This window comes from Cupriavidus sp. a3 (genome assembly GCF_051015765.1).
In the GTDB taxonomy this organism is placed as follows: domain Bacteria; phylum Pseudomonadota; class Gammaproteobacteria; order Burkholderiales; family Burkholderiaceae; genus Cupriavidus; species Cupriavidus oxalaticus_A.
Window position 1 is genome coordinate 3,336,573 of sequence record NZ_CP170643.1, and the last position, 22,993, is coordinate 3,359,565.

14 protein-coding genes are annotated in these 22,993 nt (G+C 68.6%); 5 read left to right on the top strand and 9 right to left on the bottom strand.

Annotated elements, in window-relative coordinates; all coding sequences use genetic code 11:
• Nucleotides 1-5: 5 nt before the first annotated feature.
• Together rrtA and glnE are read right to left on the bottom strand one after the other, a co-directional pair.
• Nucleotides 6-659: a rhombosortase gene (rrtA, locus tag ACAD63_RS16055; protein ID WP_434032951.1), complete on the bottom strand. Its 654-nt coding sequence runs from the start codon at nucleotides 657-659 to the stop codon at nucleotides 6-8.
• A gap of 7 nt (nucleotides 660-666) precedes the next feature.
• A complete protein-coding gene (gene glnE / locus ACAD63_RS16060; RefSeq protein WP_434032952.1) occupies nucleotides 667-3,693 on the bottom strand; it encodes a bifunctional [glutamate--ammonia ligase]-adenylyl-L-tyrosine phosphorylase/[glutamate--ammonia-ligase] adenylyltransferase in 3,027 nt (1,008 codons plus the stop codon).
• Between the two features lie 165 nt (nucleotides 3,694-3,858).
• Between glnE and ACAD63_RS16065 the strand changes: the two genes are divergently transcribed.
• The 3 genes from ACAD63_RS16065 to tldD all read left to right on the top strand — a co-directional run bounded on the left by ACAD63_RS16065 (nucleotide 3,859) and on the right by tldD (nucleotide 10,694).
• Nucleotides 3,859-8,232 (top strand): YhdP family protein, encoded by a 4,374-nt coding sequence (locus ACAD63_RS16065; RefSeq protein ID WP_434032953.1) that lies wholly within the window; start codon nucleotides 3,859-3,861, stop codon nucleotides 8,230-8,232.
• A 53-nt stretch (nucleotides 8,233-8,285) separates the two neighbouring features.
• The gene (locus tag ACAD63_RS16070) at nucleotides 8,286-9,107 is read left to right on the top strand and encodes a carbon-nitrogen hydrolase family protein (protein ID WP_195428082.1); all 822 of its coding nucleotides are present in this window, start codon (nucleotides 8,286-8,288) and stop codon (nucleotides 9,105-9,107) included.
• Nucleotides 9,108-9,233: 126 nt separating this feature from the next.
• Nucleotides 9,234-10,694, top strand: a complete 1,461-nt coding sequence (gene tldD, locus ACAD63_RS16075; protein ID WP_135704917.1) for a metalloprotease TldD — start codon at nucleotides 9,234-9,236, stop codon at nucleotides 10,692-10,694.
• A 43-nt stretch (nucleotides 10,695-10,737) separates the two neighbouring features.
• Here tldD and ACAD63_RS16080 read toward each other — a convergent pair whose 3' ends face one another.
• Nucleotides 10,738-11,811 (bottom strand): class I SAM-dependent methyltransferase, encoded by a 1,074-nt coding sequence (locus ACAD63_RS16080; protein ID WP_195428083.1) that lies wholly within the window; start codon nucleotides 11,809-11,811, stop codon nucleotides 10,738-10,740.
• Nucleotides 11,812-12,281: 470 nt separating this feature from the next.
• Here ACAD63_RS16080 and aroG point away from each other — a divergent pair, with 470 nt between their 5' ends.
• Complete coding sequence (aroG, locus tag ACAD63_RS16085; RefSeq protein ID WP_165971581.1) at nucleotides 12,282-13,361, top strand: 3-deoxy-7-phosphoheptulonate synthase AroG; 1,080 nt, start codon at nucleotides 12,282-12,284, stop codon at nucleotides 13,359-13,361.
• Nucleotides 13,362-13,395: 34 nt separating this feature from the next.
• On the opposite strand, the gene ACAD63_RS16090 is transcribed toward aroG, so the two are convergent.
• The 6 genes from ACAD63_RS16090 to nosZ form a co-directional block, all read right to left on the bottom strand.
• The gene (locus tag ACAD63_RS16090; RefSeq protein WP_133097682.1) at nucleotides 13,396-13,929 is read right to left on the bottom strand and encodes a nitrous oxide reductase accessory protein NosL; all 534 of its coding nucleotides are present in this window, start codon (nucleotides 13,927-13,929) and stop codon (nucleotides 13,396-13,398) included.
• A complete protein-coding gene (locus tag ACAD63_RS16095) occupies nucleotides 13,929-14,768 on the bottom strand; it encodes an ABC transporter permease (RefSeq protein WP_195428084.1) in 840 nt (279 codons plus the stop codon). Before ACAD63_RS16095 ends, ACAD63_RS16090 begins: the two co-directional genes overlap by 1 nt.
• Nucleotides 14,765-15,700 (bottom strand): ABC transporter ATP-binding protein, encoded by a 936-nt coding sequence (locus tag ACAD63_RS16100; RefSeq protein WP_195428085.1) that lies wholly within the window; start codon nucleotides 15,698-15,700, stop codon nucleotides 14,765-14,767. Before ACAD63_RS16100 ends, ACAD63_RS16095 begins: the two co-directional genes overlap by 4 nt.
• Nucleotide 15,701: 1 nt before the next feature.
• Nucleotides 15,702-16,955, bottom strand: coding sequence for a nitrous oxide reductase family maturation protein NosD (locus tag ACAD63_RS16105; RefSeq protein WP_434032954.1), 1,254 nt, complete (start codon nucleotides 16,953-16,955; stop codon nucleotides 15,702-15,704).
• Complete coding sequence (locus ACAD63_RS16110) at nucleotides 16,952-19,561, bottom strand: 4Fe-4S binding protein (protein ID WP_434032955.1); 2,610 nt, start codon at nucleotides 19,559-19,561, stop codon at nucleotides 16,952-16,954. Before ACAD63_RS16110 ends, ACAD63_RS16105 begins: the two co-directional genes overlap by 4 nt.
• Nucleotides 19,562-19,629: 68 nt before the next feature.
• Nucleotides 19,630-21,567: a TAT-dependent nitrous-oxide reductase gene (gene nosZ, locus ACAD63_RS16115; RefSeq protein WP_434032956.1), complete on the bottom strand. Its 1,938-nt coding sequence runs from the start codon at nucleotides 21,565-21,567 to the stop codon at nucleotides 19,630-19,632.
• A gap of 291 nt (nucleotides 21,568-21,858) precedes the next feature.
• Between nosZ and ACAD63_RS16120 the strand changes: the two genes are divergently transcribed.
• Nucleotides 21,859-22,872 carry an FAD:protein FMN transferase gene (locus tag ACAD63_RS16120; protein ID WP_371704893.1) on the top strand — a complete coding sequence of 338 codons (1,014 nt, stop codon included), beginning with the start codon at nucleotides 21,859-21,861 and terminating at the stop codon, nucleotides 22,870-22,872.
• The last annotated feature ends 121 nt before the right edge of the window (nucleotides 22,873-22,993 follow it).

The window sequence follows — 22,993 nt, forward strand, 5'->3', positions numbered from 1 at the left end:
GCGGCTCAGTCGCCGTCGGCGCTGCGCAGCGGCCGCCGCGCCAGCCACCACTCCTGCACGACCCAGCACAGCAGTCCGGCCACCGCGCCGGCTGCGTGCGCGGCGCGCACCACGCCGAACCCCCATGACGGGTCAAAGATCACCGGCGCCAGCCACGATTGCTCCAGCCACACCTTGGCCAGCACGCCCAGGCACAGCAGTACGCCGAGCACGCGCGACAACCCGGGCGCGCGCAACAGGCTGAGCCCGCCCCACAGCGCCAGCCCGTGCAAGGCGCCGGACAAGCCGCCATACCAGCCGACCGATGGCACGCGCAGCAGCGCGGCCTGCACGGCAAGGCCGCACGCCAGCAACACCAGCAGCATGGCGCGCGCCCGCGCCGCACGCCCGGCCAGCGCCAGCAGCCCCGCGGCCGCAAGTGCGTTGGCCAGCCAGTGCATCGCGCCCAGGTGCACCCACATGGCGGTGGCCAGCCGCCACCACTGGCCGTCGAGCCGTACTGCATCGCGCAGATAGAGGCCGTGGGCGTGCCACCACGGCAGGAAGGTGAAGCAGGCCGACAGCGCCCACACCAGCGCGCTCGCCGCCAGCAGCCCCGGCCACGAGGCACCGGCGGGACGGCCCCGGGCCGCCGCGGCGGGCGTGGCCTTCGTAGCCATGGTGGGCTCAGTCCTCACCGAACACGGCCTGCCACAGCGTGCGCACCTGCGCCCTCTGTCCGGCGACCGATTCCGCCGCCAAGCGCGCGTGCGCCTGGCCGTCGAGCCGCAACTGGTGCTGGCGCGCGCGGAACAGCCGGTAGGCGTCGCCCACCGCCACGGCCAGCGCGGCATCGATCAGCCCGAGCGCGCCGGCCTCGCGCAGCAGCGCGATATTGCCCGCGTTGCGCGTCAGCTGCGGATGCTCGCGGCTGTGCAGCAGCACCAGGTACTGCACCGTGAACTCGATGTCGACCATGCCGCCGCGGTCGTGCTTGAGGTCGAACAGGCTGGTGGGATTGGGATGGCCCTCGGCCACCTTGCGGCGCATCTGCACGATCTCGCCGCGCAGCACCGCGGCATCGCGCTCCTGGCGCAGCACCTCGTCGCGCAGCGCCTCGAAGCGCTCGCCGATGGCCGCATCGCCGGCACAGAAGCGCGCGCGCGTGAGCGCCTGGTGTTCCCAGACCCATGCGGTGTTGTCGCCCTCGCGCAGCTGGTAGCGGCGGAAGGCGTCGAAGCCGGTGACCAGCAGGCCGGCCGCGCCGTTGGGGCGCAGCCGCGTATCGACGTCGAACAGCGCACCCGCCGCGGTATGGCTGGTGAGCCAGGTGATCAGCCGGCGCGCGAAGGCGGCGTAGACATCGGGCGCCCTCTCGTGCTCGTCGTCATACAGGAAGATGATATCGAGGTCCGAGGCATAGCCCAGCTCCTTGCCGCCGAGCCGGCCGTAGGCGATCACCGCGAAGCGCGGCGTGTCGCAATGGCGCGTGGCGAGCTGGCGCCACACCGTCTGCAGCGTGGCATCGAGCATGGCGTCGGCCAGGTCCGACAGCCGGTCGGCCACCTGTTCCACCGTCAGCATGCCCTGCAGGTCTTGCAGCAGTACGCGGAAGGTCTCGGCGTGGTGCTCGCGGCGCAGGATGTCCATCTGGTGCTCGACCTGCCCTTCGGCGGCCAGCAGCCGCTCGTGCAGGCGCTTGCGGAACGCGGCCCAGTCGGGCGCGCCGGCCAGCGCATCGCTGTCGAGGAGTTCGTCGAGCAGTTGCGGATGGCGCGTCAGGTAGGCCGCGGCCCAGCGCGAGGCATGCAGCGTCTGCGCAACGCGGTCCATCGCCTGCGGGTACTCGGACAGCAGCGACAGGTAGGAGGCGCGCCGGCTGATGGCCTCGAGAAAGTCGATAAAGCGCGCGATGGTGCTGTCGGCGTCGTCCTGGCGCGCGGCCAGGTCGAGCGCGCGGTTCACCAGCTGGTCGAAGCGGGCGCGGCTGGACTCGGACAGCGCACGGTAGCGCAGCGACGACGCGATCGCGCGCAACCGGTCGAACAGGCCGGTGCAGTCGGTGAAGCCGGCCGCCTGCAGGCGCCGGCACGGCGTGGCATCGTCGCACGCATCCTCCCCGCCCTGCGCCGGCGCGGCGGCGTCCTGCTGGTTGTCCTGCGCGCGCGCGGCGTTGTCGTCGAGCACGATGTCGGGCCACAGCGCCTCGCAGGGCGCGGCGTCGGGGTCGGAGAAGGTGGCCTCGAACTGCTGCGCCACCGGCTCCTGCAGCGCCGCCAGCCGCGCCAGCAGTTCGTTCCAGCTGGCACAGCCCATCATCCGCGCCACCGCCAGCCGCTCGTCTTCCGAGGTCGGCAGGTGATGGGTCTGGGCGTCGTCGCGGTACTGCAGGCGGTGCTCCAGCTGGCGCAGGAAGCGGTAGGCGTCGCCCAGCTGTCCGGCCTGGCCGGCGGGCAGCAGGCCGCGCTCGACCGCCACCCCCAGCACTTCCAGCGTGGGCCGCACGCGCAGCGCGGGATCCTGGCCGCCGCGGATCAGCTGGAACACCTGCGCCATGAATTCGATCTCGCGGATACCGCCGCGGCCGAGCTTGATATTGAACGAGCGCTGGCTGCCGATATTCATGCCGTGGCCCGCCAGCCCGCCGCTGCGCTTGGCGGCCTCGCTGCGGATCTGCGCATGCAGCGAGCGGATCGCCGCGATCACGCCGTAGTCCAAGTAGCGCCGGAACACGAACGGCGTGGTCAGGCGCGCCAGCAGGCCGGCGGTGCGCTGCGCGTGCGGCGTGCCGAGCGCCGACACCACGCGGCCCTTGATCCAGGCGTAGCGCTCCCACTCGCGCCCCTGCACCACCAGGTATTCCTCCAGCATGCCGAGGCTGCACGCCAGGGGGCCGGCGTCGCCATTGGGCCGCAGCCGCATGTCGACGCGGAACACGTAGCCATCGGCGGTCACCTCGGCAAGCAGGTTGATCAGGCGGCGGCCGAGGCGGATAAAATACTCATGGTTGGACAGGCTGCGCGTGCCGCCCTGCGTGTCGCCGTCTTCGTCATACAGGAAGATCAGGTCGATGTCGGACGAGACATTGAGCTCGCGCCCGCCGAGCTTGCCCATGCCGACCACCACCAGCTCCTGCACCTCGCCGCTCTGCTCGCCGACCGGGCGCCCGAAGGTAGTGGCGAGATCGGCGCCGAGCACCGCCAGGCCATGCTGGATCGCCAGTTCGGCCAGGTCGGTCATGGCGCCGGTGATTTCGCCCAGCGCGGCCAGGCCGCGCAGGTCGCGCTCGATCACCGCGCACATGACTTCGGCGCGCAGCCGGCGCAAGGTGCGCTTGGTGGCTTCCTCGGCATCGGCCGAAGGTTCGTGCAGCGCCTGCAGCCGCGCCTCCATCCACGCGCGCGTAAGCGGCTGCCCGGCCGCCGCCGCGATCACCGCGGGCAGTTCGGGGCGGGCCAGCAGCACACGCCGCGCGTAGTGCGAATACGCTGCCGAGTACAATACGTGGCCGCCACAGCCGGCCGCCTGCAGACCCTGCGGCAAGGCCTGCGCCGCAGTGACGGCAAAGGCGCCGGCGGTCATGGTCCCGGGGCCTTCGCCGGGGGCAAGCGCCGCCGCCGGATCCGCCAGGTAAGCCGGTCCCGGTGTGGCGCCCGCGCCATGTTGGTCGGAGGGATCGCCAGCGGCGGAACTCGTCGGGTCAGAGACAGTCATTCCAGTAATTTGAAATGCGAGAAAAGGTGCGGCCGGTACCGGCGGCAAAGCGGGCGAGCCCGGGTCATGCCGCATCGGTTCACGCCGCGCGCGGTGCGCGCATTCTTGTTGTAGCCGGCCGGGCACCAGATTGGAGAGCGGCTAGTATTGTCGGATAATCTGCGCATGTCCAGCCGCGCCCCACAACCCGCTGACGGTGCTCCCCCCAATGGCGGCGCGGGCGGGCATATGGCCGCCGCTACGCTGCCGGCTCCGGCCAACGACACCGTCAAAAGCTCCGCTACCAGTTCCGCCAACAAATCCGCTGACAACGCCGCGAACAACCCCGCTTCGCCACCACCCGCTCATTCCTTGGCTGCTACAGGTATCGATTCCCCTGCCCTGACGCGCCCCGCGTCGGGCCTCGCGCGGCTGCGCGGCCTCGCCGGCGCCGGCGCGCGCGCGGTCGTTCGCATGGTGCGCCACCCGTTCTGGCGCGGCCTGGGACGCGCGCTGGTACGGCTGGCGCTGGTGCTGGGCGTGCTGGCGCTGGTGGCGGGCCTGCTGATCCGCTTCGTGCTATGGCCGCAGGCATCGGCCGCGCGCGAATGGCTGGAGGAACGCGGCTCGCTCGCGCTGTCGGCACAGGTCACCATCGGCGCGCTCGATACCTACTGGGACGGCTGGCACCCCGCCTTCCGCGCCCGCGACCTCCGCGCCGTGGACAATGGCAAGCGCGTGCTGCTTGCGACCGCCACGCTAGACGGCAAGCTGTCGTGGCGCTCGCTGTTCAGCATGGGCCTGCAGTTCGTCAGCCTGGGCGCCACCGGCACCGACATCCTGGTGCGCCGCACGCCCGAGGGCAAGCTGCTGGTCGGCGGCATGCAGGTCGATGCCACCGGCGGCCAGCAGGAAGACGACCGCTTCCTGGGCTGGCTGATGTCGCAGGGCCGCGTGTCGCTGTCCGACGGCAGGCTGCGCTGGCTCGACGAGAAGGCAGGCCTGCCGCAGCTCGATATCGGCGAAATCCTCCTCGACACCCGCCGCGACGGCTCGCGCCATACCGTGACGCTGGAAGCGCGCTCGCCGGCGCTGGGCCCGCGCCCGCTGGTGGTCAAGTCCACCTTCAGCAACGATTACCTGCACAGCGCCGGCAACTGGCGCTACTGGAGCGGCCAGGCCAGCTGGGACGTGGCCCAGCTGGAATTGCCGGTGCTGCAGCGCTACCTGGCCATGTTCGAGGGCGTGGCCAGCGGCACCTTCAGCACCGACGGCAGCATCGAATTCCGCCAGGGCCGCATCGTGCGCAGCCAGACCCGTCTGCGCGCCAGCAGCGTCGACCTGCAGCTGGCCGGCGCCGCCGCCCCGCTGCGGCTGGCCAATGCGCAGGCCTTTTTGCTGCACCGGACCGAACGCGACGGCAGCAACCTGCTCACCGTCGACACGCTGCTGTGGCAGCCGCAGCCGCAGCCTGCCAGCGGCCAGGCGGCTCCGGCCGACGCCAGCTGGCGCGAAGGCATGCGCAAGGTCGAGCTCGGCTGGGCTTATGCCAAGGACGGCAACCTGCGCAAGTTCACGCTGAAGGCGCCCACGCTGGACCTGAACACGGTGCGCGCGCTGGCCAGCTCGATGCCGCTGGAGACCGCGGTGCTGCGCCGGCTGCGCGCGCTGCAGCCGGCCGGCCACATCGACAACCTCAACGTCAGCTGGAGCCGCGAGCGCGCCGGCATGCTCGACCGCAGCGGTGGCAAGCCCCACTACAGCCTGCAGGGCACGCTGCGCGAAGTCTCGGTCAACGGCCAGGCGGCGGTGCCGGCCCTGGATACCAAGGGCCGTCCGCGGCTGGGCACGCCCGGTTTCTCGCACCTGTCGGGCACGTTCTCGTTCGACGACCAGCAAGGCAGTGCGCGCTTCGAAGGCAATAACGCATCGCTGGTGATGCCCGGGCTGTTCGAGGAGCCGCGCGTGCCGTTCGACCAGATCGGCGGCGACGTGCGCTGGCACCATGCCGGCGGCAAGCTGGTGGTGACGCTGGACGGCATCCGCTTTGCCAACGCGGATGCGGCGGGCTCGGTGCGCGGCACCTGGCGCGCCGGTGGCGACGGCACCTCCGGCATCGCCGACCTGAGCGGCGAGATGACCCGCGCCCAGGTCGCGCGCGTGCCGCGCTACCTGCCGCAGACCATCCCGGCGGGCACGCGGCACTACCTCGCGGGCGCGCTGATGAGCGGCGACGCGGCCGGCGTCAGCTTCGTGCTCAGGGGCGACCTGGAGCATTTCCCGTTCCACGCGCCGTTCGAGAAGGCGGGCGAGTTCCGCGTCGACGTGCCGATCGAGCGCGTCAGCTACCAGATTGCACCGCACGAGACTGGCGCGGGGGGCGCGCCGCTGTGGCCGGTGTTCACCGACATCGCCGGACAGGTCACATTTGACCGCGGCGGCATGACCTTCCTGGCACGGCGCGCCTCGGTGCACGACATCCCGGGCGTGGTGCTGCAGGACGTCAACGGCCGCATCGACGACCTCAGCGAGCATGGCCGCCTCGCCATCGACGGCGGTGCCAGCGGGCCGGTGCAGGGCTTCCTGCGCTATATCGCCGCCTCGCCGGTGCGCGAATGGACCGCGCGCGTGGCCGACGCGGCACGCGCGCATGGCAACGGCGAACTCAGGCTCAGGCTCGACATGCCGCTGGAGCACGCCAACGCGGCCAAGGTGGAGGGCCGTTTCCGCTTCCCCGGCAACGACGTGGTGCTCAGCCCGCAGCTGCCGGCATTCGGCAATGCCAGCGGCGACATCACGTTCAACGAGCACGGGTTCGGGCTGGAGAACCTGCGCGCGCGCTTCCTGGGCGGCGAAGTCAAGCTCGGCGGCGGCACCCAGCCGGAAGGGGGCACGCGCGTCACCGCGAGCGGCACCGTCTCGGCCGCGGGCCTGCGCGAGGCCGCGGCAGGCTCGGCACTGGCGCCGCTGGCGGCCAGGCTGGAAGGCAGCACCGGCTACAACACCGTGATCGCGATGCGCGAACAGGAGCTGCAGGTGCAGTTGAATTCATCGCTCAACGGCATGGCGATCGGATTGCCGGCACCGCTGGCCAAGGCGGCGGCGCACGACCTGCCGCTGCGCGTCGAGCTGCGCCCCGCGCCCGGCCGCGCCGGCATCGACGAACTGGCGCTGCAGCTGGGCAACGCCCTCAACGCACGCTACCTGTTGCGCCGCGACCAGAACGGCGGCAATGGCATCGAAGTCGTCGCCGGTGGCATTGGCGTGCAACAGGCGGCGCCCGCGCCGATGGCCGGCGTCAGCGCCGCGGCGACCTTCGACCGGCTCGACATAGACGCCTGGCGCGCGGCCTTTGCCGGAACGGCCTCCACGGGCGACGGCGGGCGCCCCTCGCCCTTCCTGCCCGGGCGCATTGCGCTGCGCGCCGGCACGCTCCATGGCATGGGCCGCACGCTCGACGACGTCGCGCTCGACGCCACGCGCGAGCGCGACGGCTGGAATGCCAGGATCGAATCGCGCCAGATCGCCGGCGCCGTGCAGTGGCAGCCGGCCGCCGGTACCGCTGGCGCCAATGCCACGGGCGCGCTGCAATTGCGACTGTCGCGCCTGAACGTGCCCGACGCCAGCGACGAGCAGAACGTGGTCGACGCCCTCGCCAGCAGCATCGACGAACTGCCCGCCATCGACCTGGTCGCCGAGCAGTTCATGCTGCGCGGCCACGACTTCGGCAAGCTGGAGGTCAAGGCGCATACCGGCACCAGCGGCACCGACCCGGTCTGGACCCTGGACAAGCTAAGGATCGAACAGCCCGATGCCACGCTGACCGGCCACGGCAGCTGGCGCGTGCCGCGCCGGCTGCGCGCCGACGGCAGTACCGAGCGCCGCACCCTGCTGTCGTTCGTCATCGACATCGGCGACGCCGGCGCCACGCTCGACCGCCTGGGGCTGCCGCACACGCTGCGCGACGGCAAGGGCAAGCTGGAAGGCCGCGTGGCCTGGCGCGGCTCGCCGCTGTCGATCGACTACCCGACGTTGTCCGGCAAGCTGTCGCTCGACCTGGAGAATGGCCAGATCCTGAGCGTCGAACCGGGCGCGGCGCGGCTGCTGGGCGTGCTCAGCCTGCAGGGGCTGCTGCGCTTTGCCACGCTGGACTTCCGCAGCCTGTCGGGGCGCGGACTGCTGTTCGACCGCATTTCGGGCTCTGGCACGATCGAGAACGGGGTCGGCACCATCCAGGATTTCGAACTCAAGAGCCCGCAGATCATCGCCAGCATGAGCGGCACCGCCAACCTGCTGCGCGAGACCCAGGACCTGCGCGTGGAGGTGGTGCCGCGCATCAATGCCACCTCGACCTCGGTGGCGGCGGCCTTTATCAACCCGGTGCTGGGCATCGGCACGCTCGCCGCGCAACTGCTGTTTGCCGACGAGTTCTCCAAGGTATTCACCCAGCACTACCGCATCACCGGCAGCTGGGCCAACCCGCAGATCGGCAAAGTGGAGGAGAATGATATGCAAGCCCCCCGCTTCCAGAACCGCGCCGAGCCCGCGCTCCCGCACTGAAGCCGCTGCCGTCCGAGAGAACTCAAGAGAGTCCAAAGAGGAAACCAACGCCCATGACCGCCCCCGCCCCGTTCCGCGTGGCCGCCGTGCAGACTGTTACCGGCACTTCGCTCGATGCCAACCTCGCGCGCGCCGAGGCGCTGATCGCCGAGGCCGCAGCCGGCGGCGCGCAGCTGGTGCTGCTGCCCGAATACTTCTGCATGATGGGCCGCTCCGAAGCGGACAAGGTGGCGGTACGCGAGCACGACGGCGATGGCCCGGTCCAGCAGTTCCTGGCCGGCGCCGCGCGCCACCATGGCATCTGGCTGGTGGGCGGCACACTGCCGATGTGGTGCGACGACCCGGAGCGCGTGTACAACACCTCGCTCGCCTTCGACCCGCGCGGCGAACGCGTGGCGCGGTACGACAAGATCCACCTGTTCGGCTTCACGCGCGGAGCCGAAAGCTATGACGAATCGCGCACCATCCTGGCCGGCCGCACCCCGGTCAGCTTCGATGCACCGTGCGGCCGCGTGGCCATGTCGGTGTGCTACGACCTGCGCTTTCCCGAGCTGTACCGCGGGCTGGCGTCCGGCGCGGGCACCAGCCTGATCCTGATGCCGGCCGCCTTCACCTACACCACCGGCCAGGCGCACTGGGAAATCCTGCTGCGCGCACGGGCCATTGAAAACCAGTGCTATGTGCTGGCCGCCGCACAGGGTGGCAAGCATGAGAACGGCCGTCGCACCTGGGGCCATTCGATGCTGGTCGACCCGTGGGGTGAAGTGCTGGCCATGCTGCCCGAAGGCGAAGGCGTGGTGGCCGGCACCATCGACCCGGCGCGGCTCGAAGAGGTCCGGCAAAACCTGCCGGCATTGCGTCACCGGGTGCTGTAGCATGTACGCAACCGCGGGGCAGCATGTGATCGCGCATTTGATCTCATCCGGCACCCGCACCAGGTATTTCATGCCACCGGCAATTCCATGGCTTGCCGGGGCGGCAAACAGAAGAAAGGACATCTCATGAACGCCGGCGATCTCGGAATCCGCAACCTGGCCACCGCGCAGCAACTGCTGCTGGCGCCATACGGCCTGGACGAGGCCAAGCTGCAGCGCGTGCTGGCCGATATCTTCACGCACAAGGTCGACTACGCCGACCTGTACTTCCAGTACACCCGCAACGAGGCCTGGAGCCTGGAAGAAGGCATTGTCAAGTCGGGCAGCTTCAGCATCGACCAGGGCGTGGGCGTGCGCGCCGTGTCGGGCGACAAGACCGCCTTTGCCTATTCGGACGACATCAGCCTGGCCGCGCTGTCGCAGGCGGCTGCCGCCACGCGCACCATCGGCCGCGCCGGCAACGGCCGCGTCAAGGTGGCGGGTGAACTGGCCTCGCACGCGGGCCGCAACCTGTACGCGCCCAACGACCCGCTCGATTCGATGACCGCCGCCGAAAAGGTGGCGCTGCTCGAGCGCATCGAACGCATGGCGCGCGCCAAGGACCCGCGCGTGGTGCAGGTGATGGCAGGCCTGGCCGGCGAGTACGACGTGGTGCTGGTGGCGCGCAGCGACGGCGTGATCGCCGCCGACGTGCGCCCGCTGGTGCGCGTGTCGGTGACGGTGATCGCCGAACAGGGCGGGCGCCGCGAGATCGGCTCGTCGGGCGGCGGCGGCCGCTATGCCTATGGCTATTTCACTGACGACCTGCTGCAGAAGTACGTGGAGGAAGCCGTGTCGTCGGCGCTGGTCAACCTTGACGCCCGCCCCGCCCCGGCCGGTGCGATGACCGTCGTGCTGGGCCCGGGCTGGCCCGGCGTGCTGCTGCATGAGGCGGTCGGCCATGGCCTGGAAGGCGACTTCAACCGCAAGGGCTCGTCGGCATTTTCCGGCCGCATGGGCGAACGCGTCGCGGCCAAGGGCGTGACGGTGGTTGACGACGGCACGCTGGCCAACCGCCGCGGCTCGCTCAACCTGGACGACGAAGGCAACCCGACCCAGTGCACCACGCTGATCGAGGACGGCATCCTGCGCTGCTATATGCAGGACACGCTCAACGCGCGCCTGATGAAGATGCCGGTCACCGGCAACGCGCGCCGCGAAAGCTATGCCGCGCTGCCGATGCCGCGCATGACCAACACCTACATGCTCAACGGCGACAGGGACCCGCAGGAAATCATCGCCAGCGTCAAGAAGGGCTTGTATGCGGTCAACTTCGGCGGAGGCCAGGTCGATATCACCAACGGCAAGTTCGTGTTCTCGGCGAGCGAGGCGTACATGATCGAGGATGGCAAGATCACGTACCCGGTCAAGGGCGCGACGCTGGTCGGCAACGGCCCCGAATCGCTGAAAGACGTGACCATGATCGGCAACGACATGCGCCTGGATTCCGGCGTTGGCGTCTGCGGCAAGGAAGGCCAGAGCGTGCCGGTGGGCGTGGGCCAGCCGACGCTGCGGATCGAAAATATGACGGTGGGCGGCACGGCCTGACGCCGCATCGCCACAACGAAACGGGACCCGCGGGTCCCGTTTTTCATGGTGTGTCGGGGGTGAACGGCCGCGCCTCGTACACCAGGTTGAACGGCGTCTGCGCCGCCCTGCGGAAGCTGCCGAAGCCGGCCTGCTCGGCCACGCCGCGCATGCGCGCCTCGCCTGCCTGCGCCCCCAGGCACAGCCCCACTTCCTGCGAGCGCGACGCCGGCGTGCAGATGAACGTGGAGGCGGAATAGAACACGCGCCCGACGGGATTGAGGTTGTCTTCCAGCTTGTCGTTGGCGAACGGTTCGACGATCATCCATGCGCCGTCCGGCCGCAGCGTCTCGCGCACGTGCCGTGCCGCGCCCACGGGGTCGCCCATGTCGTGCAGGCAGTCGAACACCGCCACCAGGTCGTAGTCCTTGCCGGCGTAGTCCTTGGCGCTGGCCACTTCGAAGCGCACGCGGTCGCCCACACCGGCGCGCCGCGCGGCCTCGGTGGCATGGCGTACCGAAGGCTCGTGGTAGTCAAAGCCGACAAAACGCGAGGCCGGATAGGCCTGCGCCAGGATGATGGTCGACGCGCCATGGCCGCAACCCACATCGGCCACGCTGGCCCCGCGCCTGAGCCGCGCCTCGATGCCGTCGAGCGCGGGGATCCATTCCGAGACCAGGTGCGCGGAATAGCCCGGCCGGAAAAAGCGCTCGGTGCCGTGGAACAGCGCCGGGTCGTGTTCATGCCAGCCCAGCCCGCGCCCGTTGCGGAAGATGTCGATCATCTTCGGGATAGCGCGGAACTGCGCCACCGCTATCTGGAACGCGCCTGGAATGAACGCCGTGCTGCCCTCTTGCGCCAGTGCAAAGGCCTGCTCTTCGTTCAGGCTGAATTCCGCGCTGTCGGGATCGTAGTCGACGTAGCCGCTGGCGGCCTGGGCCGACAGCCATTCGCGCAGGTAACGCACGTCGGTACGGGTTTTTTGCGCCAGCATATCGGCGGTCATCGGCTTTTCCGCCATGGCCTTGTACAGGCCCAGTTCATCGCCGACCACCACGGTGGCGGCGTGCATCACCGCGCCGATATCGTGGACGAACTTCTCCATGAAGGCATTCAGCCTCGCCTCGTCGACGCTCATGATGCACCTCCCCGTGCGCTCCCTCCCGTTCAATATAGGCGGCGGCCTCAGGCGATACAGCAGGAAGCGGCGCGCCACGACAGCTACCGTGCGGTGCCGCACGCGGCGCCGCGGACACTTGCCAACCCCGGCAAAAGGCGCTATAAAGATGCTTCGTCGCGCCGCAGGCAACCGAGGCACGCCGAACAATTGTCGACCGGCGCGCAATTTTCTGCCTTTCTGCCACGCAGTGCAGCATGAATCCAGCGCCTATCCACAAAATCGAATCAAGCTGACCTCAGCCAACATCCTTTTCCGCCATGTCCGCTAAGTTTTACTTTTACTTCTTTAGCGATCTCACACCGCTGGCGGATAGGGAGGGACGGCTGTAAGCGCCCCGAATACAAAAAAAACCGCCAGCGACCCTGGCGGTTTTTTTATACCCCATTGCTTCCCCACTCTCACGACCTCACAAGATTCACGGAGCCATCATGCTGAAGAACACCGACGACCTGCGCATTCGCGAACTCAAGGAGCTGCTGCCGCCGGCGCACCTGATCCGCGAATTTGGCTGCTCAGAAGCGGCTTCGGACGTGATCTACGGCGCGCGCCAGGCCATGCACCGCATCCTGCATGGCATGGATGACCGGCTCATCGTCATCATCGGCCCGTGCTCGATCCACGATACCCGCGCCGCGCTGGAATACGCCAAGCTGCTCAAGGTGCAGCGCGACCGCTTCGCCAACGAGCTGGAAGTGGTGATGCGCGTCTACTTCGAGAAGCCGCGCACCACGGTGGGCTGGAAGGGCCTGATCAACGACCCGCACATGGACGGCAGCTTCAAGATCAACGACGGCCTGCGCACCGCGCGCGAGCTGCTGCTGAACATCAGCGAGCTGGGCGTGCCGACCGGCACCGAGTACCTCGACATGATCAGCCCGCAATATATCGCCGACCTGGTCAGCTGGGGCGCGATCGGCGCGCGCACCACCGAGTCGCAGGTGCACCGCGAGCTGGCCTCCGGACTGTCGTGCCCGGTGGGCTTCAAGAACGGCACCGACGGCAACGTCAAGATCGCGGTGGACGCGATCAAGGCCGCGTCGCAACCGCACCATTTCCTGTCGGTGACCAAGGGCGGCCACTCTGCGATCGTGTCGACCTCGGGCAACGAGGACTGCCACGTGATCCTGCGCGGCGGCAAGGCGCCCAACTACGATGCCGCCAGCGTGCAGGAAGCGTGCGACGCCATCGCCAAGGCCGGGCTGGCCTCGCGCCTGATGATCGACGCCTCGCATGCCAACAGCAGCAAGAAGCATGAGAACCAGATCCCCGTGTGCGAAGACATCGGCCGCCAGATCGCCGGCGGCGACCAGCGCATCATCGGCGTGATGGTCGAATCGCACCTGGTGGCGGGCCGCCAGGACCACGTGCAAGGCACGCCGGTGGAAAACCTGACCTACGGCCAGTCGGTCACCGATGCGTGCATCGGCTGGGATGAATCGGTCAAGGTGCTGGAAGGCCTGGCGGAGTCGGTGCGCCAGCGCCGCCTGGTGCCGGGCAGCGGCAACTGAGCCATCAGAGGCGCGCGCCTCGCATGACCGCCGGCTACATCCGGCTGTCGTGCATGGCGCCGCCGCCGAGGTCCGCCAGTTCCGGCGTCACCTCGGCGTAGCGCCGCAGCCTGCCGCCATGGCGGGCGATAAAGGCGCTGGCATCGCTCTCGGCGCGGAAGCTCGCCAGCGTCGGCCCCATCGATCCGTGGCGCCCGCTGCCGGCGACATACACGCCGGTGGTGGCATCGAACCAGTGGCCGCGCGGCCGTTCCCAGTCAGCCCGCGCCATGTCCTGCACGAACACCGCGCGCACCGGCCTGACCTGCTCGGGCCGCAGCAGTGCGTGGAACATTTCCACTGTGTCGCAAAACCACTGCGGGCGCGCGTCGCCGGCGTAGAAGATCTGCGCCTTGGGGCCGGGATAGTCGGCCAGCAGCATGCCATCCAGCACGCAGGCGGTGGCGGATTCGATTTCCTGCGGCTGCGCGGTGCCTTCCGGCTTCTTGCCGCAGGCGGCAACGAGGACCGTGGCGCCGGCCATGGCAAGCATCAGGTGGCGGCGGCGCAAAGAGGATGGGGAACACATCAGCGGAATCTCCTGGCAGCAAGGACCAGCGGCACGGCAATCCACGCCAGCAGCGCCGCGCCGGTGGGCCAGGGGCTGGCCAGCGCCGGCGGCACGATGCTGGCAACGCCGCCGGCGCTGCGCAACTGGTCGAGTGAAAAGGCATTGACGATGCGGAACAGGTCCGCGGGGTTCAGCAGCAGCAGCCACGCGATCCAATCGATGCCGGACCCGCTGGCGCCGCCCTCGCCCGCGCCGGCGACCAGCAGCCCGAGCAGCAGCAGGTCGAACACCAGCACGAAAAAGAACCACAGGCCGATCGCCAGGCCCGATGCCTGCGCGCGGTCGCGCGACAGCACCGACAGCCATAGCGCCAGGCTCAGGAACGCCAGGCCGAGCAGCCCGGCGCTGGCGACAAAGCCGAGGTAGTGGTACAGGCCGGCCCAGCCGAACTGGCGCGCCAGCAGTAGCGCCATCAAGGCAAAGCCGCCGGCGGTGGCAAGCAGCAATGCGGCGGCCAGCCCGAGGTACTTGCCCAGCAACAGCTCGCCGCGCGTCAGCGGCAACGACAGCAACAGGTCCAGCGAGCCGCGCTCGCGCTCGCCCACCACGGCATCGAAGCCGAGCAGCAGCGCGATCATCGGCACCAGGTAGATCACCAGGCTCGCCAGGCTGGTGATGACGAACTCCAGCGAACGCGGTCCGAGCACACCCTGCTCGGCGCCGCCGAAATAGCCGATCGCCACCGACAGCGCGGTGAAGACGACGGCCACGGCCAGCACCCAGCGGTTGCGCATGCGGTCGCGGAATTCCTTGGCGGCGATCGCTGCCACCTGCCTTGCATCGATGCGCGCGCTCATGCTTGCCCCCGCATGCCGAGGAACAGGTCTTCGAGCGAGGGCTCGCGGATCTGCAGGTCACGCAGGCGGCCCGCAAGCGGCTGCAATGCGGCGAGCATCGGCATCTTGGCGGCAACGGGACAGCGCACGGTCAGTTCATCCGGCCCTTCCTCCATCTCGTCCACCACTTCGATCATGCCGTACGCTTGCGTCCGCAGCAGGCGCAGCGCGTGCTCGCGCGCGCCCGGCTCGAGGCGCAACCGCAGTGTCAGCGGCAGCCCCGCCTGCGCGCGCAGCGCCTCCAGGCTGCCGGTGGCCTGCAAGCGGCCGCCGGCAAGAATGGCGAAGCGGTCGATGCGCTGCTGCAGCTCGGCCAGGATGTGCGAGGTGATGACGATGGTCACGCCGCGCTCGCGCAGCGCGTCGAGCATCCGGTAGAAGTCGCGGATTGCCGCCGGGTCCAGCCCGTTGGTCGGTTCGTCGAGAAACAGCACGCGCGGTGCGCCGAGCAGCGCCTGCGCGAAACCGAGCCGTTGGCGCATCCCTTTCGAATACTCGCGCACCGGCCGTGCGGCGGCGGCGGACAGGCCGACCTGGTCGAGCATCGGCGCGCAGGCATCCGCGTTCACGCCCTTCAGGCGCGCGAAGAAGCGCAGCGTTTCGAGCCCGCTCAGGTTGTCATACAGCACCAGATGCTCGGGCAGGTAGCCGATGCCGCGCCGCGCGGCGCGAAAGGCGCGGCTGCCCACGTCGGCACCGGCGACGCGCAAGGTGCCATGCGTGGGCGGCAACAGCCCCAGCATCATCCTGAACAGCGTGCTCTTGCCCGCGCCGTTATGCCCGATCAGCCCGATCAGTTCGCCCTGCCCCACGCTGAGGCTGACATCGTCCACGGCGCGCAGCGAGCCGAAGTGCCGGCTGACGCCGGTCAGCGCAATGGCATCCGTGATCATTTCAGTTGCCGGTCTGAGCATCCCAGTCCCTCCAGTTGGCGCGCACCGGGCGCATCCGCGGATAGGCATCGACCACGCCCGGCGCCCGGATCACCGGGAACTGCCGTGCCGCCAGCCGCAGCGCCTGCAGCGCCGGACTGCCCAGCAGCAGCGTCACCCCGGGGTAGCGCCAGCCGAGCCGGTCGACGAGGTCATTGGCCTGGTATGGCACGTCACCCACGCCATCGCCGTCGCGGTCCCAGCCCAGGTAGCCGCTCCAGTAGTTGCCCTGTCCGCGCCCGCCCCACGGCTCGTCGCGCGCGCCCACGTAGCGCACCAGCTCGCGGTTGCCGATGAAATCGTTGCCCTGCACCACGTTGCGCGTCGAGCCGGCCGACAGGTGCACGCCGATCGCATTGCCCAGCACCAGGTTGCCGCGCAGCGTCGCGTACTCGACGTCGTAGATAAAGAGGCCGCGCTGGTTGCCGGCGACCACATTGCCTTCGATCACCGAGTCCTGCAGCGTGCGCAGCATGATGCCGTGGTCGGCATTGCCCCAGGTGCGGTTGTTGCGCACGACCTGGTCGCGCACCTCCATCAGCGCCAGCCCGCCGCGGTTGCGGTAGCTGTCGTTGCCTTCCCACAGGTTGTGGTACGAGTTCATGTAATGGGTGCCGTAGCGGCTGTGGTGCAGCCGGTTGCCGCGAAAGATGGCGTGGTGCGAGACATCGACATAGAGTGCATCGCGCACGAAGCTGATGTTGTTGTCGAGGATGCGTGCGCCGCGCGTGTTGTAGAGCTGCACGCCGTTGCCGCGCTGCGCCGAGTTGTAGTCGCGCTTGCCGGTGATGGTGTTGCGTTCGATGCGGACATCGTCGGCCTTCTCGATCCACAGCCCGAACAGGTTGTAGGTCAGGTCGCAATGGCGCACCACGGCGCGGTGCGCGCCGGGGCGGATATAGATGCCGGCGTTCTGGTCCTTCAGGCTGTCGCCGGAGTCGCGCACGATCAGGCCTTCGACGGTCACGTCCGGCGCCGTGATGCGCAGCGTATCGCCGCGCAGCGCGCCGCCGAGCGTGGGCCGCGCGATGCCGCGCAGCACCAGCGGCTTGTCGATGACGAAGTTGCCGGTGTAGTGGCCGCGCGCGATCTCGATGGTGTCCCCCGCGCCGGCGGCATCGATCGCTGCCTGCAGCGACTGGCCGGGCTGCACGCGCCAGGTCGCGGCCTGCGCGCAGCTTATCCATAGGAGCACGATACCAGGCAGCAGCTTCATGCGGCCAGCATCCCCATCGCCTTCAGCGCCAGTAACAGCAACGCACCGACCAGCAGGTTCTTGAAGCCGACATAGCTAAGCATGTCCATCACAGTTGCGCGCCGGTAACGGCCGCGCCACCACGGGCCATCCTTGACATAGCGCTTGCCGGACAGGCGGATCAGCACTTCATAGAGGCTCCAGCCCAGCCACCAGCCGATCACCGCGCCGGCGCGCATCTGTCCGCTGGCCGCCAGTGCCCACGCAACGGTTGCGGCCAGCGCCACCGCGAGGCCCGCCAGCTGCAGTGCGGCAGCGGTGCGCCAGCCCTGCCCGCTCCATGGACACAAGTGGTCCCACAGCTCGGCGACCCAGCGCGCGACGCCGGCCGTTACCGCGTAGGGGGGCGCCACCGGGTCCGTCGGCATGCGCGGATCCGGGCCCGACGGCTGCGCCGCTTCAGCCGGCACCGGCACCAGCGGGATGAAATACCCGTTGCGTCCCACCGGCGTCAGCGGCAGCGCGTCGCGTTCGCGCCGCTTGCGCTCGCGCGCCAGCGGCGGGCAGCCGCGCGTATCGGTATAGAGCACCATGCAGTCGAGGCAATGCAGGCATTCGCGATGGTCGATGCGGCCATCGGCATCGATCGCCTGCGCGCCGCAGCCCACCGCGCATGCCTTGCAGTGGTTGCAGTCGGGCTTGCGCCGCAGGCCAAACCAGCGGAACGTGCTGGGCATTGCCAGTGCGGCGCCGAGCGGGCACAGGTACTTGCAGTAAGGCCGTTCAATGAACAGCGACAGTCCCAGCAGCGTGCAGGCGAACAGCCCGTAGGGCCACGCGCGGTTCGGGATGCCGACCAGGAAGGTCGTCTTGAACGGCTCGATCTCCGCCAGCATCTCGGCCAGCGCCATCGAAAACACCGACACCGCCAGCAGCCCGAAGAACACGCCGTACTTGACCCACTTGAGCCGGTCATGCCAGCGGCGCGGCAACTGCCGCTGCCATCGCTTCAGGCCCTGGAAACGGCCCAGCTTGTAGATCGCCTCGGACAGCGAGCCGAACGGGCACAGCCAGCCGCAGAACAGCCCGCGCCCGAACAGCAACACGGTGATGATGATGAAGATCCAGAAGCAGAAGATAAAGGGATCGCTGAGGAACAACGCCCAGTCCCAGCGCAGCAGCAGTGCATGGAACCACGTCAGCACCTGCGTGATCGATGGCTGCGCCATCGCGCCGAAGCCGACAAAGACAATGCTGAGCGCCCAGGCGGTGTATTTGAACGCATTGACCGGCCATTTGTTCTTGTGTGTGGCGCGCCGCGTCAGGCGGTCGCGCAGTGCGTAGACCAGCGTGACCGCGCCGAGCAGCGCGATGAACAGGCCAATGGCGGTGGCCTGCTTGCGCCAGACCTTGCGCCACGGCGCCTCGGGTTCGTCGAGCTGCGGCCGGCCGCCCTGCAGCATCGCTGCCGGCAGCCAGTATGGCGCATCGAAGCTGGCGAAGCTGCGCGTGCCGGTGGCGCGGTCGACGCGATTGCCGAGGAATGACAGCTTCCACGGATACGCCGCGGAAAACGCCGGCGACCGGATCACGAAGATCGCCGACTCCGTCACCGCCGGCGCGCTCTCCGCCGCGACGCCGTAGAGATTGAGGTAGTCCAGGTCGCGGAAGGTGAACGCGTCGGCACCCTGGCGCACCTGCACGCGATCGTAGATGCCGCCGCGCACGAAGCCCGAGCCCTTGAACGATTCCGCCCCCCGGGTGCGGACCACGAAAATGGCGTGCTCGCCGGGCTTTAGCTGCGCGCGCAGCCCCTGCCAGCCGGCATCGCCCAGCACGCTGCGGCCGATGTCGGGATGATTGAGATCGCCAAACCACAGTTCGATAAAGGGCTCGCCGCTGCCGGGCAGCCCGACCTGCGCCGGCTGCACGAGCAGCCGCTGCACCAGTCCGCCGGCCACCAGTTGCTGCCAGCCATATTGTTTTCCGCTTTCGGCGAACCGCGCCGGTGCCCGCTTCGCCGGCGCCAGGATGCCGACCTGCCGCGCCACTGCCGCGCCCGACGTGGTCAGCACCTGGTTCTGCGCGATCACCGTCACGGTGGCGCCGGAAATCGCATCGACACCGACCACGCCTTCGTCCGGCCGCGACTGCCCGACCTCGATCTTGTCGGCAACCGATTTGCCGACGTACTGCTGGTTGAAATCGAGCAGCGCCGATTCCGGGATGCCCAGCAGCAGGATCGGCTCGGAATGCTTCAGCACCCTGACTCCGGTGTACTGCCCTCGCGTATCCATGCCGATCAGCGTCACCACCGGCTTGCCGGAATACGCTGGCGTATCGGTGATGTCGGTGGACAACATCACGTACCCGATCACCTCGCGCTTGCCGTCCGCGCCAGTGCGATAGCCTTCGACGTAGGGCGGTTGTCCCTTGCGCGGAGAGAAGCTGGTGGCGCCGGGCAGCACTTCGGTGCAGGACACCAGCGCGCACAGGTCCGCCGCGGTGGACAGTTCCGGCGGCAAGGCCGCCTCGTAAGCGCCGGCGTGCGCCGGCACGGCAAAGCCAAGCGCCAGCAGGCACACGGCGAAGCCCGCCGCAAGCCGTTCGAGAATTGCGTGGATCATGGGAATTGGGGGCAAGGGACGACCGGCGCAGCAGCGGGCACCGCGCCAGGTCATCCACGCATGCCGTCTCAGGCCTCGACGATCATGCGGCTGCGCATCTCAAGATGCAGCGCGTGGCAGAAGTGGGTGCAGTAGCACCAGAACACGCCCGGCTTGTCCGCGACAAAGGTTACCGACGCGGTCTCGAGCGGATTGACGATGAAGTTGATGTTGTACTTGGGGATGGCAAACCCGTGCGTCAGGTCTTCGATCTTGTCCAGGTTGGTCAGGATCAGCGTGACCTCGTCGCCCTTCTTCAACTTGATTTCGCGCAGCGAGAACACCGGCGCCTGCGACGTGATCTTCACCGTCACCTTCCTGCCGTTGCGGAACACGCCCGACTGCTGCGGATCCTTCACCGCCAGCGGGAAATCATCCAGCGCATAGACCTGCTTCGGCCGCAGCAGCTCGCGACGGAAGATGATGAAATCGTGCGGCTCGCTGTGCACCGGGTGGTCCGCCAGCAGCACCATCTTGTCGCCCGAGATATCGATCAGCTGCTCGTTCTCGGCATGCAGCGGCCCCACCGGCAGGAAACGATCCTTGGAGAACTTGCAGCCCACTGCCAGGAACTTGCCGTCGGCGGCGACGGTTTCGGACTGGGAGGCGTTCAGGTGGCCGGGCTGGTACTGCACGTCGAGCCGGTCGACCACGTACTTGGCGTTCTTGTCGCCCTTGTGGAAGCGGATCGCCGCGTCGATATTCCACTTGACGATCTGGCTGTCGAGGAACAGCGTGGTGTAGGCATTGCCGCGCCCGTCGAAGGCGGTATGCAGCGGCCCCAGGCCCAGCTCGACCTCGGCGACGATGGCATCGTCGGGCGTCTCCAGCTTGCCGTCGAACCAGTCCAGCACCTTCGCCAGTTCGATCACGGTGCCGGTCGGCGACAGCTTGCCGGCGCAGATGAAGTACTTCTGGTCCGGGCTGGCATTGACGCCGTGCGGGTTCTTCGGCACCGAGACGTAGGTGGTCAGCGCGGTCTTCGGGTCGGCGTTGGCCGCGTGCGTGCCGTCGACCACCGGCACCTTCGAATCGCCGATGGTCTTGAATTTCCCATCCTTGATCGCAGCCTCGATGCGGGCGATGTTGAAGAACAGGCAGGCATCGCGCTCGGCCGACATCATGTCTTCATAGCGCGCGCCCATCTCGACGTTGTACTGGTTGGTGGCAGCCAGCTTGCCGTCGTACGAGGATGCGACCAGGTCGCAATTGCCGTCGATCAGCACCTGCCAGCGCACCGCCATCGTCTCCGCATCGACACAGGTGAACAGCGAGCGGTACTTGCCGGCGTCCTCGGTCGGCGTATTGGACAGCGGCAGGGCGAACTCCGCGCCGCAGAACACGCGCGTGGTGTAGTTGATGTTCGCGTCGACGGGGTCGCGCTTGTCCGGAAAAATGCCGTGGAAGCCCTGCACGTTGGGCAGGTCGGTGATCTTGTCGCAGACAAAGTAGTCGAGCCGGATGCGCGCCAGCCGCGCGTTGATCTTGTCGTTGATCCACGCGTAGCGGCCATCGTAGTTGCCGTCCTTGTAGGAGGCATGCACATGGTGCGTGTCGCCGACGGTGTACAGCACGTTGCCGTCGGGGCGCGTGCCCATCACGCGCTTGGATTCATTGGTGATGCCCCAGCCGGTCAGTGCATCGGGCACAAAGCACGGGATGCGGTGCAGCTCGCGCCCCGAGGGCAGGCCCAGCACGCGCACGTCGCCCGCATGGCCGCCGCTCCACAGGCCGTAGTAAGTATCGAGCTCGCCCGGCTTCAGGTGCACCGACACGCCGGCAGGGGCGCCGCCATGTCCTGCCTGGGCAGCGCTTGCCGCGGTGGCCGCGGCGGGCGCGGCGCCCTTGTCCGTGCACGCCGCCACGCCGGCCAGCCCGGCCAGCGCCGCGGTATTGATAAAGCGCCTTCGTCCCGGTGCCGCCGGTGCATCGGTGTGTGCCAGTGGGTGTTGCGAATGCCTCGTCATCTTCGATCCTCGAACCGTCATTGCAATGGGCGGAGGGCTCCGCCTGCTCTCTTCGTTGTGTGGGTGGCCTGATGTTGCCGGTTACAGATAGTCGAAGCAGTTGGCGTGAACGAGGTTGACGGTCGTCATGGATATCTTAAATATTCATTTTTGATGCATGTTTTTTTTGAAGACTGCCCGGAGAATGGCGACACCACAACGTCAACGACTAACGCGGCATGCGCCGCCCACCCTGTCATGCGCGCCAAGACCCTGCCGGCAACGCTGTCTTCCTCCTCTCGCATCGACGCCATGCGGCGCAACGTTCTGCGCGCCGCCGCGGCCACCATGCCGATGCTTGCCACCGCCATGTTCGTCAGGCCCGCGTTGGCCGATGCCACGGTCACGCGCGCATCGCGGCGCCTGCTGGGCACGCAGGTCGATATCGTGGTGCAGGACAGTTCTTACCAGGCTGCAAGGTCCGGCATCGCCGCCGCCTTTGCGGAAATGGCGCGCCTGGAGCAATTGATGTCGCGCTACCGGCCGGACAGCCAGGTCAGCGCGCTGCAGCGCGCAGCGGGCCGGCAGCCGGTGCCGGTCGCACCGGAACTGATGGCAGTGCTCCAAGCGGCGGCAGCACTGTCGGCGCGCACCGGTGGCGCGTTTGACATCACCGTCGGCGCCTTTGCCGGCTGGCACTTCGGTGAAGGCAATGCACGCGTGCCGGCTTCCGCCGAGCTGGCACGCGAACGGACGCTGGTGGACTACCGGCAGGTCATGCTCGACGAACGCCGGGGCGAAGCGATGCTGCTGCGCCCCGGCATGCGCCTGGACCTGGGCGGCATCGCCAAGCTGCCGATCCTGCAGGCCGGCATGCAGGCACTGCGCAGGCATGGATTGCATCATGCCATGATCAATGGCGGCGGCGATGTGCTGGCGAGCGGCCAGCTGCAAGGGCGCGACTGGCGCGTGGGCGTGCGCGATCCGCGCGCACCGGCACGGCTGCTGGGCGTACTGGAGGTATCCGACGCCGTGGTAGCGTCATCGGGCGACTATGAGCGCTGCTTCGTCGCCAACGGCAGGCGCTACCACCACGTGCTCGACCCCGCCACCGGCATGCCGGCGTCGGGTCCGCATGGCGTGACGCTGGTGGCTTCACCGGCTGTGGCGGTCAATGGACTCGGTGCCGCGTTGATGGTGGCTGGCAAGTCCGCCGCGGCCGGCCTGCTGCTCGATGCGGCCGGCGTCGATGCGTTGGTCGTCGGCGACGGTGAGCCGTGGCTTACGGCAGGGATGCGCCGCCGGCTGGCAGGTGTGGCAGCGTAGGCCGCGCGGGCGCGCCGCCCAAAGAAAAAACCGCCTGTCCAAGGCGTAATGCCGTTCAGTTAAGTCTGAACGGCATTTTTCTTTGCAGGGGTTGTAAACAAGGTGTCGAGCTGTTAACTTG